Source organism: Photorhabdus cinerea (assembly GCF_011189575.1).
GTDB classification, from domain to species: Bacteria; Pseudomonadota; Gammaproteobacteria; order Enterobacterales; family Enterobacteriaceae; genus Photorhabdus; species Photorhabdus cinerea.
Map to the genome: position 1 here is coordinate 175,343 of NZ_PUJW01000006.1, position 13,377 is coordinate 188,719.

Consider the following 13,377-nt stretch of genomic DNA (forward strand, 5'->3'; position numbering starts at 1 on the left):
CTATTCGATATCGGGAGCCTGTGAGGTATCTACTCTATTTCTGCAACGTCTTCTATTTTAAGTTTCATAGTGCGTAATGTAACGACTGAATATTTTAATTCGATGACGTCTTATTAATTGCTCAGGGGGTAGATGTTCTTGTGACTTTTTTGATATCCTCCACTTTGTGCTATCCCTGATACTTACCCAATCAACTGAATTTTATTGTCACAGCGATCACCATAGTGAAATCATCATTACGGGAGTCTTTCGCTATGGCACAAGATTATCATCATGGCGTCCGCGTGCAGGAAATCAACGAGGGCACGCGCACCATTACCACTGTCAGCACCGCTATTGTCGGGCTAGTCTGCACAGCGGATGATGCTGACACCAAAACTTTTCCCTTGAACATGCCAGTCTTGTTAACCGACGTTCTGACTGCCAGTAGTAAGGCTGGAAAAACGGGCACACTGTCCCATGCTCTGCGAGCGATTGCCGACCAGTCCAAACCCGTGACTGTTGTTGTGCGTGTGGCTCAAGGGGAAACCGAAGTCGAAACCACGTCGAATATCATTGGCGGTGTTACCGACGAAGGCAAAAAAACGGGAATGCAGGCGCTGCTTGCGGCACAAGGTCAGCTCGGCATCAAACCGCGTATTTTGGGGGCGCCCGGTCATGATACCCAACTCGTTGTAACAGCCCTTGCCGACATCGCTCAAAAGCTGCGGGCAATGGCTTATGTCAATGCTTACGGCTGCAAGACCATTGCCGACGCTATCAAATACCGCAACAATTTTAACCAGCGCGAACTGATGTTGATTTGGCCGGACTTCCTCAGTTGGGATACGGTCAAAAATAGTGAGTCTATCGCATACGTAACGGCTCGTGCGCTGGGCCTGCGTGCCAAAATTGACGAGGAAACCGGTTGGCACAAAACCTTGTCCAACGTTGGTGTCAATGGTGTGACAGGGATTTCTGCCGATGTCTTTTGGGATTTGCAGGATGTTGCCACCGATGCCAACCTGCTTAACCAGAACGCCGTTACGACCTTGATCCGCAAGGACGGTTTTCGCTTCTGGGGTTCCCGCACCTGTTCGGATGATCCACTGTTTCAGTTCGAAAGTTACACACGCACGGCGCAGGTACTGGCCGACACGATGGCTGATGCGCATATGTGGGCGACTGACAAGCCACTGACACCTTCTCTGGTACGCGACATTATCGAAGGTATTAATGCCAAGCTGCGCGAACTGAAATCCAATGGTTACCTGATCGACGGTCAGTGCTGGTATGACGACAGTGTTAACACCAAGGACACCCTGAAAGCAGGCAAACTGTTCATTGATTACAACTACACGCCGATCCCGCCATTGGAAAACCTGCTGTTGCGCCAGCGCATCACTGACCAGTACCTGATGAATTTCGCCAACAGCATTAACAGCTAAGGGGCTACTCGTGGCATTACCTCGTAAACTCAAATACCTGAATTTGTTCAATGATGGCAATAATTACATCGGTGTTGTGGAAGAAATGATGCTTCCTAAACTGAGCCGTAAGCTCGAAGCCTATCGCGGCGGTGGCATGAATGGTACCGCCTCGGTGGACTTGGGGCTGGATGATGGCGCACTGGATACCGAATTTACCTTGGGCGGCGTGGAAGCCCAACTTTACCGCCAATGGGGCATTGAGAAAGTGGACGGTGTTTCTCTGCGCTTTAACGGCTCCTTTCAGCGTGATGATACCAGGGAAGTGATTGCGGTCGAAGTCGTGATGCGTGGCCGCTTTTCGGAGTTTGACCACGGCAGCTATAAACAGGGCGACAACAGCCAGACCAAAGTCAGCGCCAAAAACACCTACTTCAAACTGACGTGGGACGGAGAAGTCCTGATCGAAATCGACACCGTTAATATGGTGGAAATCGTTGGTGGTGTTGACCGTCTGGAAGCCCACCGACGCGCCATCGGTTTGTAACAATTGAACGCTTATCATCTATAAATCACTATAGGAACATTCACCATGATTGAACAAACCCCTGTTGCCCAGCCGGAACACGCTACAGTGACACTGGAAGAACCTATTACCCGTGGTGCAACCACCATCAGCGACGTCGTTGTGCGTAAGCCCAACAGTGGCGCACTGCGTGGTGTCCGCTTGCAGGCCCTGATGGAAATGGACGTTGATTCTATGATGTTGGTGTTGCCTCGTGTCACCGCGCCGGCACTGACCAAAAATGATTTGTTGCTGATGTCGCCAGGTGATCTGATTAACCTCAGCATTGAGGTGGTCAATTTTTTGCTGCCGAAGTCGGTGAAGTCCGATTTCCAGCATCAATAACCGTTGATGAACTGGTGGCAGATATTGCCACCGTGTTTCACTGGTCGCCTGCTGTGGCAACTGAGATGGGCCTGCCTGAATTGTTGGCATGGCGTTACCGGGCCATGAAACGGAGTGGGGCCGATAATGAGTGACCGAAACTTACGCCTGCAAGTTATCTTGAATGCCGTTGATAAAATTACCCGTCCTTTTAAGAGTGCGCAGGCTTCTAACAAACGGCTGGCTGAAACCCTTCGCCAGTCGCGCCAGCAACTCCGGGAACTGAACCAGCAGGCCGGACGGATCGATGGTTTTCGCAAGGTAAAGCGCCAATTGCTAGAAACCCGGCAGGCTTACCGCAGCGCTACCGAGCGTGTGGCAGCACTGAACTGTGAAATTAACGCCAGTCAGAACCCGACACAGGCCCAAATCAACCAGCTACAGCGGGCAAAAAACGCAGCTAGGCAGTTCGAGGAAAAAAATCAATCCCTGAGTCAGTCCCTGCAACGTCAGCGTGATGCCTTGTGCGCCAGCAGTATCTCAACTAACCAGCTTGGACAGGCGCAGAGACGGATAAACGCGGACATCAACCACACAACCAGTATGCTCCAGCAACAGGAGCAGCAGCTTGGGCGTTTGAGACAGCAGGAACAACGGTTGGCTAATACCCGCTCTCGCTACCAAAAAATGAAAGATGTGCGTAACCAAATGACGGCAACCGGTGCTGCGGCAACGGCAGCGGGTGTTGGTGCGCTCTATGGCGCTAAACGGGTGATGATGCCGGGTTATGACTTTGACGTGGGGATGTCGAAGGTGCAAGCGCTGACCCGTTTGGATAAGCATTCTCCCGAACTAAAAAAATTGCAGGAGCAGGCGCGGCACTTAGGCGCAACAACGGCATTCTCCGCCAATCAGGTCGCGCAGGGACAGAGTTTTTATGCAATGGCCGGCTTTACTCCAGACCAGATACGATCAGCCATGCCTGGTACATTGGCGATGTCATTGGCGGGTGATACCGATTTGGCCGCGACGGCGGACATTGGTTCCAATATCCTGACGGGTTTTAAGCTGAAATCCGAAGAAATGGAACGGGTGAGTGATGTACTAGTGGGTGCCTTTACTCGTTCTAACACTAATCTGATGATGCTGGGTGACACCATGAAGTATGTTGCCCCTGTAGCGGCAGGCTTAGGGGTTGATATTGAAACCGCCGCTGCGGCGACGGGTAAACTCGGTGATGCCGGTATTCAGGGTAGTATGGCGGGTACCTCCCTAAGATCCATTTTAGGACGACTGGCTGAACCGCCCGCCACCGCAGCGAAAGCGTTGGCAAAACTGAACATTCAGACTAAGGATGCCAAGGGCAATCTCCGCGCTTTGCCGGATATTCTGACTGAGCTGGACAAGAAAACTACCAAAATGGGTAACGCCCAGCGTGCCGGCATTTTCAAAGCTATTGCCGGGGAGGAAGCCTTTTCCGCTCTGTCGGTATTTTAAGGGACATCTCAGGATTCGGAAAATAAAGCACGTTAATTCGGCAACAGTGGTCGTAGTGGTCTATGCTGTTGCGCCAGAGGTAATCCCCAGCTAGGTTGATATGCTCCTACCCCAGCGATAACAGATACTGCAATAGTGACTTATCGAGGGTACTTTCCTGTTCGGCCTTGATAAATGAAGATGGTTCAACCGTAAAGGTGGTCGTCGCCAACTGACGTGGAAAAAGCTGAATCTGATCCTGAAAATGATGGGTTATCCAACGAAATGGAAAACCCGATCAATATTCAGGGCTCGCTGAATATGTGTGGGGGTTCTGATCTGTTGGGAGCCGGATGCGGTAGTTCCGCACGTCCGGTTCTAAGGAGGGGTCCGTCCGGGTAACCGGCGGGTCTACTCAACTCAAGCCCCAATTAACAAACTTAAGAAGCGAAAAACGACGTCATTGTTTGACATCATAATGGGACCAAAATAGAATGATATCATCAAATGACGTCAATGGGATGAAAGATGATTAAGGTTAAAGAGCTGAGTTCAAAGCACCGCAAGACCCTTGCGGATGTGCTGACCATCCCGCCGAAATCCGGCATAAAATGGGATGATGTAGTCAGCCTGATTAACAAACTGGGGGGGAAGATCAAGAACGGCAATGGATCACGCCGGAAGTTTATCCTCATGGGCTCAGTCTATCAGACTCATCAACCTCATCCTGGTAACGTAATGGATAAAGGCGCAGTAAATGGCCTTCGTGAGTGGTTCGAAAATGTAATAGGGGTCGAACATGATTAAAAGCAACAACATTATGACTATCGACGGCCATCCCGCTTCTGTTATCTACGAAGCAGAAATTAGGGCCTTCCGCGGCAAGTTTCTGGATGTCACTGGATATTGTGATTTCGTATCAAACAGTATTGACGGGCTTGAAAAAGAGGGACAAATTTCACTGGCTGAATATATAGAAACGTGCGAGGAAGAGGGAATTAACCCATTCAAGGAAGAGGGCAAGCTAAAATCTTTTACTCTTCGTTATCCTGGCTGGCTGGAAGCTCGCTTGACTGCGGCGACAATATCACACGCAGTCTCAAAGAACCAGTTCATAGTTCAGCTGCTTGAGCGGGAACTTCAATAAAATAGATAATGCCGGACAGTGACAAAACTTGTTTTTATTGCTGTTTGGGGTTGTTGGGGTCTACTCAACCACCCCAGCGATAACAGATACTGCAATAGTGACTTATCGAGGATACTTTCCTGTTCGGCCTTGATAAATGAAAAAGCCTACAGTATGTGGGATTGATAGATCTGTTAAGGTGATGGTTAAATTTTAATTAAGTATTTCTTATGAAAGTAATTTGTGGTGAAAGCCCCGTTTAAGGGGCTTTGTCGTCAATGTGGACATTGGGTGGACGATGATAGAAAAAGTATATTTATTTTCAATATGTTATGGGTTGTATGTAGACACCATTCCTGTCTTTTCCCCCGCCTTCTGGTGGTTTGTTTATCTGGCTAAGATTAATTTATTTTAAAATCAACCAGATAAATATCAAATTATTAGTATTATTCATATCGGAGACCCTTGAACAATTCCGTAGTAAGCGATCTGATGTGGTGATATCTCAGGCTATTTAGTCTTCTTCTTTGTAGTGAGAGTCTTGCTGTTTCATGACGAATGGAGGTTGCTGTGAGTCAGATCTTGCAAAACCCTCAGCCTCTTAATTGGACGATTTTGCCAGAAGGTAGTCTTTTCTGTGGTTTTTTTGTTGTTGTTATTCTGATCAATCCTGTTTATCTTACTTCATTTAACTTAAGTAGATTTAATTATTCATGGTTCTCAGGAAGGGAAATACTATGTCTGGTAACGAAATAAAAGATCGACGTCCGATCAAAATGCGCAATTCAGTATGGGCTGGGAAAGCGGCTAAGTGGCTGCAATATCACGGGGTGACACCAAATAGTATATCTGTTGCTAGTGTTGTTTTTGCTGCATTAGCTGGATTGTGTTTCGCGGCCTGTTTTGAGGGCCAACCCTTCTGGTTAACTTCAGTATTATTGATTATTGGGGCTTTACTTATTCAGGTCAGGTTAGTGTGTAATTTATTGGATGGAATGGTTGCTGTTGAAGGTGGTCTGAGGACATCTGCCGGCACTGTTTTTAATGATCTTCCCGATCGTATCGCTGATTCTTTTATTTTGATTGGATTGGGATACGGTTTAACTCTTTTCCCATTTGCAATTTCCCTTGGTTGTATTGCGGCATTATTGGCCGTTTTGACCGCTTATATTCGCTTATTAGGCGGTACTTGCGGTTTGCCTCAGCGTTTTCTTGGCCCAATGGCGAAACAACATCGTATGGCATTAATTACTGTTGGTTCAATTGTCGCGGCTTTTTTGCCTCAGTTATGGGGCCAGTATCTTTTGTTTGTGGTATTAGTCGCTATCACCTTGGGTTGTCTCTGGACATGTATTCGTCGAACTAGAGTCATATTAAATGAATTGCAAGAGAAGGATGCTTGTAATGAATAAGTCCCAAAAGGTGACACTGGTAAGTAAAGGCATGGGTTCTTTTCTGTCCGGGCTTTGCCGTTTGTTAACCGGTGTGAGAATTCGTTGGATTGGATGTAAGCCATCAGTGGCTTCCCGAATTTATTATGCTAATCATACCAGTCATCTGGATGGGTTAGTTATCTGGGCTGGGTTTCCTCGGGCATTACGTTATCGGGTGCATCCGGTCGCTGCTCGTGATTATTGGAGTAAAACTCGTCTGCGCAGGTATTTTATCAATAAAGTTTTTCGGGCAGTGCTTATTGATCGTAGAGGAGAGGATTGTTTAAAGGGAAATACTCTTACGCCAATGGAGGATGTATTAAAACGAGGGGAGTCTTTAATTTTGTTCCCAGAGGGGACACGAGGAAGTGGGGAGCAAATTAATAAGTTTAAAGGCGGTCTATATTATTTAGCGAAGAAATATCCTGATGTTGAGCTTATTCCTGTTTATCTGGAAAATTTAAACAGGGTTTTGCCAAAAGGTTCGGCACTTGTTGTTCCTGTTATTTGTTCGGCAACATTTGGTCAGCCTTTGGAGAAATTAGGCGAAAAAGAGGAGAAAGCTGATTTTCTCCAGCGGGCTCGTCTGGCATTGGAGGTGTTAATATTATGACTATGCTTAATAATAAACTACTCCTGTTGCTGGGTGGTATGTTCGTGCCGTTAATTATTGCCAGTATTGTTGGCGCAATACTATCTTTCAAATATTCAAAGGATAACAGTAATGCGACAATCGATAATCTGAATGCCCGCATCCGTGGCTGGTGGGGAATGTGTGTTGTTTGTTTGTTATCAGTGATTATTGGGCCAATCGGTTCAGTTTTATTATTTGCAAGTATGTCATTTTTCGCTTTACGGGAATTTTTTACTCTGACACCAACACGACGAAGTGACCATGAAGCCATGTTTTGGTGTTTCTTTATTTTTATGCCATTGCAATATATTGCCGTTGGTATTCAGTGGTATGGTGTGTTTTCTATTTTTATCCCTGTTTATGTTGTCCTGTTTTTACCTGCCCGTATTGCATTGGCTGGTGATACGACTAATTTTCTAGAGCGGACGGCTAAAATACAGTGGGGAATGTTAGTTGCTGTATTCTGTATTAGTCATGCACCTGCGTTATTGATGTTGAATATTCCTGGTTATGAAGGGGAAAATGTCGAATTACTCCTGTTTTTGATGATTGTGGTGCAGATGTCGGATGTTTTGCAGTACGTGTTTGGTAAATTATTTGGCAAACATCCTATTGTGCCTAAATTGAGTCCTAATAAGACAGTTGAAGGTTTTGTCGGCGGCATTTTGGCGTCGGTTTTATTAGGCATGTCGCTTTATTGGGTAACGCCATTTTCTCCGTGGGAGGCAGGTTTGATGTCGTTAGCGATTACGCTGATGGGCTTTATTGGTGGCTTGTGTATGTCGGCGATAAAACGCGATAGTGGCATTAAAGATTTTGGTGAAATGATTGAAGGTCACGGCGGCATGTTAGACCGAATCGATTCTTTGTGTTTTTCTGCCCCAGTATTTTTTCACCTGACACGTTATTTTTATACATAGTGGAGTGGAAAGATACTAACGTAATGAATGAGGATTATAGGTGTGAGCACTGTGGCGTTGGTTACCGCAGTGCTGGTTTCTGTTTTGTTGGTGACTTGTGACAATCTGCTGGTAAGGTGTATTTTTGGTGAGTATGTGAAATGTGGGACTGTAATTAAATTATTTTCAGTTAAATTGATCTCAAAAAGGGACTCATTGTTAATGCAGACTTGGTTTTTTACCGTATTATATGTAGGGTTGAATCAATTCAGCATGATTGTCTCAGTGCGTTAGGCAATAACAGGTTAAAAAGGCAGATTTCTGTTTCAGGCAAAGTGATAGCATACGAAGCCCGCTGTTAGCGGGTTTGCAAATATTACATCTACAAGTCAGAGGTCATCATGGTCAATGAGATCAAAAGAATCGGTGTCTTAACGAGTGGCGGTGATGCGCCGGGTATGAATGCGGCTATTCGCGGTGTGGTTCGTGCAGGATTAACCGAAGGGTTAGAAGTTTTCGGTATTTATGATGGTTATCTTGGCTTGTATAAGAACCGCATGAAGAAACTCGACCGTTTCAGCGTATCCGATATGATTAACCGTGGTGGTACTTTCCTGGGCTCAGCTCGTTTCCCTGAGTTTAGAGATGAGAAGGTGCGGGCTATCGCTATTGAGAATATGAGAAATAATGGCCTTGATGCACTGGTCGTCATTGGTGGTGATGGTTCTTATCTTGGGGCGAAGAAGCTGACAGAAGCGGGTTTCCCATGTATTGGTCTGCCAGGCACTATTGATAATGATGTGGCGGGTACAGATTATACTATCGGCTATTTCACTGCGCTGGAAACGGTTGTTGAAGCCATTGACCGGCTGCGTGATACTTCGACTTCCCACAAACGTATTTCTATCGTTGAAGTGATGGGGCGTTATTGTGGTGATCTGACTTTGTCAGCTGCAATTGCGGGGGGATGTGAGTTTATCGTGTTGCCCGAAGTCTCATTTAGCCGTGATGAACTGGTTGCTGAAATTAAAGCAGGTATTGATAAAGGTAAACGCCATGCGATCGTTGCGATTACTGAACACGTTTGTGATGTGTATGAACTGGCGAGACATATTGAAAAAGAGACTTATCATGAAACTCGTGCAACGGTTTTAGGCCATATTCAGCGTGGTGGTTCCCCGGTTGCTTATGATCGTATTCTGGCTTCTCGCATGGGAGCATATTCTATTCAATTGCTGCTGGAAGGTTATGGTGGTCGTTGTGTTGGTATCCAGAACGAGAAACTTGTTCACCATGACATCATTGATGCAGTGCAGAATATGAAACGTGTGTTTAAACAGGATTGGCTGGAAACCGCGAAAAAACTGTATTAATTATTCCCTGTTGCCTGTAAATGCAGGAAAATTTGTATCTGTTGCAGCCTCGTTGGAGGCTGTAATTTTTCCTCAGTATATTCCTCTGGCGTATAAGTGAATGCTTTTAATTATTTCTGAGAGATAACGCTTTCTGTCAGCCTTGAATTTCATAACAGTTAAAACCGTTTGGGAGAAATCCAGATGAAAGTCAGATGGCATGTGGGATTGGCGTTACTGTTTGTTGCTAGTAGCAGCCTGTGGGCAAAAGATCTTCAGCTTCTTAATGTTTCCTATGATCCAACCAGAGAGTTTTATCAGCAATATAATCAGGAATTTAGTCATTATTGGCAGCAGAAGACTGGGGATAAAGTGATAATCCGGCAATCTCATGGCGGTTCCGGTAAGCAGGCAACTTCTGTTATCAATGGCCTTGATGCGGATGTTGTGACGCTGGCTTTGGCCTATGATGTGGATGCGATTGCCGAGCGCGGTCGGATAGATAAAGCATGGATTAAGCGGTTGCGAGATAACTCAGCACCTTATACTTCAACAATTGTTTTTCTGGTGCGGAAAGGCAATCCGAAACAGATTAAAGACTGGTCAGATTTAATTCGTACAGGTGTATCTGTTGTGACACCCAATCCAAAAACATCAGGTGGAGCGCGCTGGAACTATCTGGCTGCATGGGGTTATGGGTTGGCTCATAACAATCAGGATCAGGATAAAGCGAAAGCGTTTGTGAAAGCACTTTACCAAAATGTTGAAGTGTTAGATTCAGGTGCAAGGGGAGCGACCAATACTTTTGTCGAACGTGGCCTTGGAGATGTATTAATTGCCTGGGAGAATGAGGCGTTATTGGTTATCAATGAGCTTGATAAAGACAAATTCGAAATTGTGACACCAAGTTCTTCAATTCTTGCTGAGCCAACAGTTTCTGTTGTTGATAAAGTGGTTGATAAACGTGGTAGTCGTGAGCTGGCAACGGAATATCTACAATACCTTTACTCTCCTGCTGGGCAAGAGATAGCCGCTAAAAACTATTATCGTCCACGTGATAAAGCGGTTGCCGATAAATACCGGTCTGTTTTTCCTGAATTGGAATTATTTACTGTCGACGAAGTATTTGGTGGTTGGGGAAAAGCTCAGAAGGTACATTTTGTGACAGGTGGTGTGTTTGATGAGATTATTCAGCGCCAGAAATAAATAGCCGCCGTAGTTATACGGCGGCCAATGACTATTTTATGGTCATATTGATAAAACGATGAATTATACTTTTTTCGCTGTTACCGCGGCTTTTACGATAACAGCGAAAGTGTCAGCTTTCAGGGAAGCACCACCAACCAGAGCACCGTCAATGTCTGGTTGAGCGAATAGTTCAGCTGCGTTATTTGCATTCACAGAACCGCCGTACTGGATAATGACTTGTTCTGCGATTGCTGCGTCTTTCTTCGCAATATGATCACGAATAAATTTGTGCACAGCTTGAGCTTGTGCTGGTGTTGCTGATTTACCGGTACCGATCGCCCAGACAGGTTCGTAAGCGATTACTGCTTCTTGGAATGCTTCCACTCCCAGTAAGTTCAGCACAGCATCAATTTGCCTTGCACATACAGTTTCAGTCTGACCGGCTTCGTTTTCCTGTTCCGTTTCACCGATGCACAGAACTGGGATCAGATCTTGTTGTTTAAGAACAGCAAATTTTTTCGCAATGAATTCGTCGCTTTCTTTGTGGTAAGTACGGCGTTCGGAGTGGCCGATGATAATGTATTCTGCGCCAATGTCTTTCAGCATTTTGGCAGAAGTTTCACCAGTAAATGCGCCAGACAAGTTTACATCGACGTCTTGTGCGCCCAAAGCAATGTGACTGCCAACCAGCGCTTGTTTAGCCTGAAAGAGATAAAGTGCTGGTGGCGCGATAGCAATTTCACAGCCAGCAACATGGTTCAGTTCTTTACGCAGGCCAGTAATAAGTTCGTTAACCATGTGGGTACTGCCGTTTAATTTCCAGTTACCCATAACCAGTGGATGCCGCATGTTTTTTCCTCCAACCAGAGAATTTTTAAGTAGTGGATTGAATGAAATTCATTCTTGGAATAGATTCGGTAGTCAGGGTCCACAGTATAGTGATCATTACAAACAATAGCTTTGTTTTTTATCACTAATCTTGATTAGTTGTCAGGTTCAGATAGTGATAGCTTAATCGGTTCAATAGCGAAAGTTAGTATCTTTTCGCTACTACTTATCACAATATAGCGAATTGCCCCAATATTTTGGCTATAAAATGGCGATTTTTTGCCGTTTTTCAATAAATTATCAATATTCTCTTTGCCTTGCTCCGGTGAAAGGGTCGGGTTAAAGTGGCGCATCAGAGCTATCATATATTGCTCTATCAAAGTTTGATTTTTTTGAGTTTCTATTTCATCTTCTGATGGTAACAACGTGAGTTGTAGGCTTTTGATTTTTTCATTTCCCCGTTCCAGAACGGCGGAAGAGTAAAGTTTCTCATTGATTTTGCTGGCTGCCCGTGTCAGTGGCAGAAGAATGTCTTTGCCGGTGATTACGCGATACTCATGTAGTGGTAATGCCGGATTGCGGCGATTATATTTTTCACGAAACAGCGGGATGGTTTCATCAAAGGATGGTGCATTTGGTAGAAGATAAATTGCCTGAGTTGCTGTTGATCTATCAGTATTGGCTACCAACGGCAGGTTGACGCTGATTGTTACTAATATCATAGCCAGAAATTTATTGATGCTGATTTTCATGTTGCCACTCGCTTAGGTTAAACTGCACTGAAAAACAGAATACACGATTGGAAAAGAATAAATGACATTACAACAATGGGGTTTTTCATTCAAAGGGCGAATTGGGCGACGTGAATTCTGGATTGGTATCGGTATTTGCCTGGCTCTGATGTTGGTTATCTTTACTATTCAGGGAATGAGTGATTTGCCCATGCATTATGCGGTTTTTGCCGTTGTTTTGGTGATGTATCCAGCAGCAGCGATAATGGCTAAGCGTTTGCATGACCGAAACAAACGGGGAGGCTGGTCGCTGCTTTTATTACTGGCATGGTTGCTGATCGCTGTTGATTGGGGTGGCATGGAACCATTCTGGCAATGGGGGATTGGACGTTTTATCCCCACATTGATAATCGTTATGATGGTGCTTGATTGTGGTGTATTTCGTGGCACCGATGGGCCAAACCAATTCGGTAAGGTGGCAGAAAAAGTCGATTTTGTTTCTGCCAAAGATGACTGAAATCACCAATATTGCTCGCTAGTGATATGCCCAGGTTTGCGGCGCAGGTGTTTTGTCATTCCACGCTGTTCTTTCAGCAGGTTTTGGGTGTCTTTCACCATTTGAGGATTACCGCATAACATAATATGGCTGTTGTCGCTGTTCATAGGAAGCCCGATAGCCGCTTCAAGTTCGCCATTTTCGATTAATGCAGGGATACGGCCAGTCAGTGAAGTGGGGTTTTGCTCGCGGCTGACGATAGTCTGAATCTGTAACTTGCCATTGAAACGCTGAACCAGTTGCTGCATTAGGGGGAGATAGCTCAAATCTTGTATGAGTCTGACCGCATGTACCAATACGATGTTCTCGAATCTATCTAGATAATCTCCTTGCTGGAGGATTGACAGATAAGGACCAATGGCTGTCCCCGTTGAAAGCATCCATAATGTTTTACAATCAGGTATTTCATCAAGAATGAAAAATCCCGCAGCTTGTTCTGTGACTAATAAATCATCACCGGGTTGTAATGCAGCTAACCGTGGGCTGAGTTTACCTTCAGGAACCGTGACTAGATAGAATTCAAGATTATTATCTGTCGGGGCATTAACATAAGAGTATGCACGCTGAATTCGTTCATCATCTATTTCCATAGCCAGTTTCGCAAACTGACCAGCGGTGAACTCTTCAACCGGTGCATGCACTTTGATACTGAATAAAGTATCCGTCCAGTGAATAACTTGTGTGACTTTTCCTGTAACCCAGTTGGCCATTGAAACTCATCTCCTATCCTGAAATCCCGGAACAATTTTTTACGCTGTTATTCTAATCTATGGATACCAATACCATTATCGATTCTGTGTCATAGGGAAATTGACTGGTTTTTTCTTAATATCTGGTTTTGTATGTACAAAATTGTTGC

General features: G+C 45.2%; 16 protein-coding genes. 13 read left to right on the top strand and 3 right to left on the bottom strand.

Annotated elements, in window-relative coordinates:
- Positions 1–254: 254 nt before the first annotated feature.
- The 12 genes from C5469_RS07850 (at position 255) to C5469_RS07905 (ending at position 10,421) form a co-directional block, all read left to right on the top strand.
- Positions 255–1,427, top strand: coding sequence for a phage tail sheath protein (locus C5469_RS07850; protein ID WP_166304630.1), 1,173 nt, complete (start codon positions 255–257; stop codon positions 1,425–1,427).
- Between the two features lie 10 nt (positions 1,428–1,437).
- The gene (locus tag C5469_RS07855; protein ID WP_166304633.1) at positions 1,438–1,953 is read left to right on the top strand and encodes a phage major tail tube protein; all 516 of its coding nucleotides are present in this window, start codon (positions 1,438–1,440) and stop codon (positions 1,951–1,953) included.
- 45 nt (positions 1,954–1,998) lie between these two features.
- Positions 1,999–2,316: a phage tail assembly protein gene (locus C5469_RS07860; protein ID WP_023045653.1), complete on the top strand. Its 318-nt coding sequence runs from the start codon at positions 1,999–2,001 to the stop codon at positions 2,314–2,316.
- A gap of 14 nt (positions 2,317–2,330) precedes the next feature.
- Positions 2,331–2,450, top strand: a complete 120-nt coding sequence (locus C5469_RS07865; RefSeq protein WP_023045652.1) for a GpE family phage tail protein — start codon at positions 2,331–2,333, stop codon at positions 2,448–2,450.
- Positions 2,443–3,792, top strand: coding sequence for a phage tail tape measure protein (locus C5469_RS07870; RefSeq protein ID WP_242689416.1), 1,350 nt, complete (start codon positions 2,443–2,445; stop codon positions 3,790–3,792). The genes C5469_RS07865 and C5469_RS07870 overlap by 8 nt, the downstream gene beginning before the upstream one ends.
- 507 nt (positions 3,793–4,299) lie before the next feature.
- Positions 4,300–4,578 (top strand): type II toxin-antitoxin system HicA family toxin, encoded by a 279-nt coding sequence (locus tag C5469_RS07875; protein WP_023045644.1) that lies wholly within the window; start codon positions 4,300–4,302, stop codon positions 4,576–4,578.
- Positions 4,571–4,918 (top strand): type II toxin-antitoxin system HicB family antitoxin, encoded by a 348-nt coding sequence (locus C5469_RS07880; RefSeq protein ID WP_036780168.1) that lies wholly within the window; start codon positions 4,571–4,573, stop codon positions 4,916–4,918. Before C5469_RS07875 ends, C5469_RS07880 begins: the two co-directional genes overlap by 8 nt.
- Positions 4,919–5,634: 716 nt before the next feature.
- A complete protein-coding gene (locus tag C5469_RS07885; protein ID WP_166304636.1) occupies positions 5,635–6,309 on the top strand; it encodes a CDP-alcohol phosphatidyltransferase family protein in 675 nt (224 codons plus the stop codon).
- A complete protein-coding gene (locus C5469_RS07890; protein ID WP_166304639.1) occupies positions 6,302–6,943 on the top strand; it encodes a lysophospholipid acyltransferase family protein in 642 nt (213 codons plus the stop codon). The genes C5469_RS07885 and C5469_RS07890 overlap by 8 nt, the downstream gene beginning before the upstream one ends.
- Positions 6,940–7,884: a phosphatidate cytidylyltransferase gene (locus C5469_RS07895; protein ID WP_172910562.1), complete on the top strand. Its 945-nt coding sequence runs from the start codon at positions 6,940–6,942 to the stop codon at positions 7,882–7,884. Before C5469_RS07890 ends, C5469_RS07895 begins: the two co-directional genes overlap by 4 nt.
- A gap of 380 nt (positions 7,885–8,264) precedes the next feature.
- Positions 8,265–9,236: a 6-phosphofructokinase gene (gene pfkA / locus C5469_RS07900; RefSeq protein WP_166304642.1), complete on the top strand. Its 972-nt coding sequence runs from the start codon at positions 8,265–8,267 to the stop codon at positions 9,234–9,236.
- A gap of 183 nt (positions 9,237–9,419) precedes the next feature.
- Complete coding sequence (locus C5469_RS07905) at positions 9,420–10,421, top strand: sulfate ABC transporter substrate-binding protein (protein WP_166304645.1); 1,002 nt, start codon at positions 9,420–9,422, stop codon at positions 10,419–10,421.
- Between the two features lie 63 nt (positions 10,422–10,484).
- Here the strand turns inward: C5469_RS07905 and tpiA are convergent, their stop codons facing one another.
- Positions 10,485–11,252 (bottom strand): triose-phosphate isomerase, encoded by a 768-nt coding sequence (gene tpiA / locus C5469_RS07910; RefSeq protein WP_166304648.1) that lies wholly within the window; start codon positions 11,250–11,252, stop codon positions 10,485–10,487.
- A gap of 134 nt (positions 11,253–11,386) precedes the next feature.
- Entirely contained in the window at positions 11,387–11,983 is a 597-nt protein-coding gene (locus C5469_RS07915) for a DUF1454 family protein (protein ID WP_166304650.1), read from the bottom strand.
- Between the two features lie 61 nt (positions 11,984–12,044).
- Between C5469_RS07915 and C5469_RS07920 the strand changes: the two genes are divergently transcribed.
- Positions 12,045–12,479: a DUF805 domain-containing protein gene (locus C5469_RS07920; protein WP_166304653.1), complete on the top strand. Its 435-nt coding sequence runs from the start codon at positions 12,045–12,047 to the stop codon at positions 12,477–12,479.
- 2 nt (positions 12,480–12,481) lie between these two features.
- Here C5469_RS07920 and fpr read toward each other — a convergent pair whose 3' ends face one another.
- On the bottom strand, positions 12,482–13,228 hold the full coding sequence (fpr, locus tag C5469_RS07925; RefSeq protein ID WP_166304656.1) for a ferredoxin--NADP(+) reductase: 747 nt from the start codon (positions 13,226–13,228) through the stop codon (positions 12,482–12,484).
- Positions 13,229–13,377 lie beyond the last annotated feature (149 nt).

Bases quoted from the DNA above. Each gene is read 5' to 3' on its own strand.
- C5469_RS07915 (WP_166304650.1), bottom strand. From the start codon at position 11,983: ATGAAAATCAGCATCAATAAATTTCTGGCTATGATATTAGTAACAATC.
- C5469_RS07890 (WP_166304639.1), top strand. From the start codon at position 6,302: ATGAATAAGTCCCAAAAGGTGACACTGGTAAGTAAAGGCATGGGTTCT.
- C5469_RS07875 (WP_023045644.1), top strand. From the start codon at position 4,300: ATGATTAAGGTTAAAGAGCTGAGTTCAAAGCACCGCAAGACCCTTGCG.
- tpiA (WP_166304648.1), bottom strand. From the start codon at position 11,252: ATGCGGCATCCACTGGTTATGGGTAACTGGAAATTAAACGGCAGTACC.
- C5469_RS07880 (WP_036780168.1), top strand. From the start codon at position 4,571: ATGATTAAAAGCAACAACATTATGACTATCGACGGCCATCCCGCTTCT.
- C5469_RS07850 (WP_166304630.1), top strand. From the start codon at position 255: ATGGCACAAGATTATCATCATGGCGTCCGCGTGCAGGAAATCAACGAG.
- C5469_RS07860 (WP_023045653.1), top strand. From the start codon at position 1,999: ATGATTGAACAAACCCCTGTTGCCCAGCCGGAACACGCTACAGTGACA.
- fpr (WP_166304656.1), bottom strand. From the start codon at position 13,228: ATGGCCAACTGGGTTACAGGAAAAGTCACACAAGTTATTCACTGGACG.
- C5469_RS07885 (WP_166304636.1), top strand. From the start codon at position 5,635: ATGTCTGGTAACGAAATAAAAGATCGACGTCCGATCAAAATGCGCAAT.
- C5469_RS07905 (WP_166304645.1), top strand. From the start codon at position 9,420: ATGAAAGTCAGATGGCATGTGGGATTGGCGTTACTGTTTGTTGCTAGT.
- C5469_RS07870 (WP_242689416.1), top strand. From the start codon at position 2,443: ATGAGTGACCGAAACTTACGCCTGCAAGTTATCTTGAATGCCGTTGAT.
- C5469_RS07895 (WP_172910562.1), top strand. From the start codon at position 6,940: ATGACTATGCTTAATAATAAACTACTCCTGTTGCTGGGTGGTATGTTC.
- pfkA (WP_166304642.1), top strand. From the start codon at position 8,265: ATGGTCAATGAGATCAAAAGAATCGGTGTCTTAACGAGTGGCGGTGAT.
- C5469_RS07920 (WP_166304653.1), top strand. From the start codon at position 12,045: ATGACATTACAACAATGGGGTTTTTCATTCAAAGGGCGAATTGGGCGA.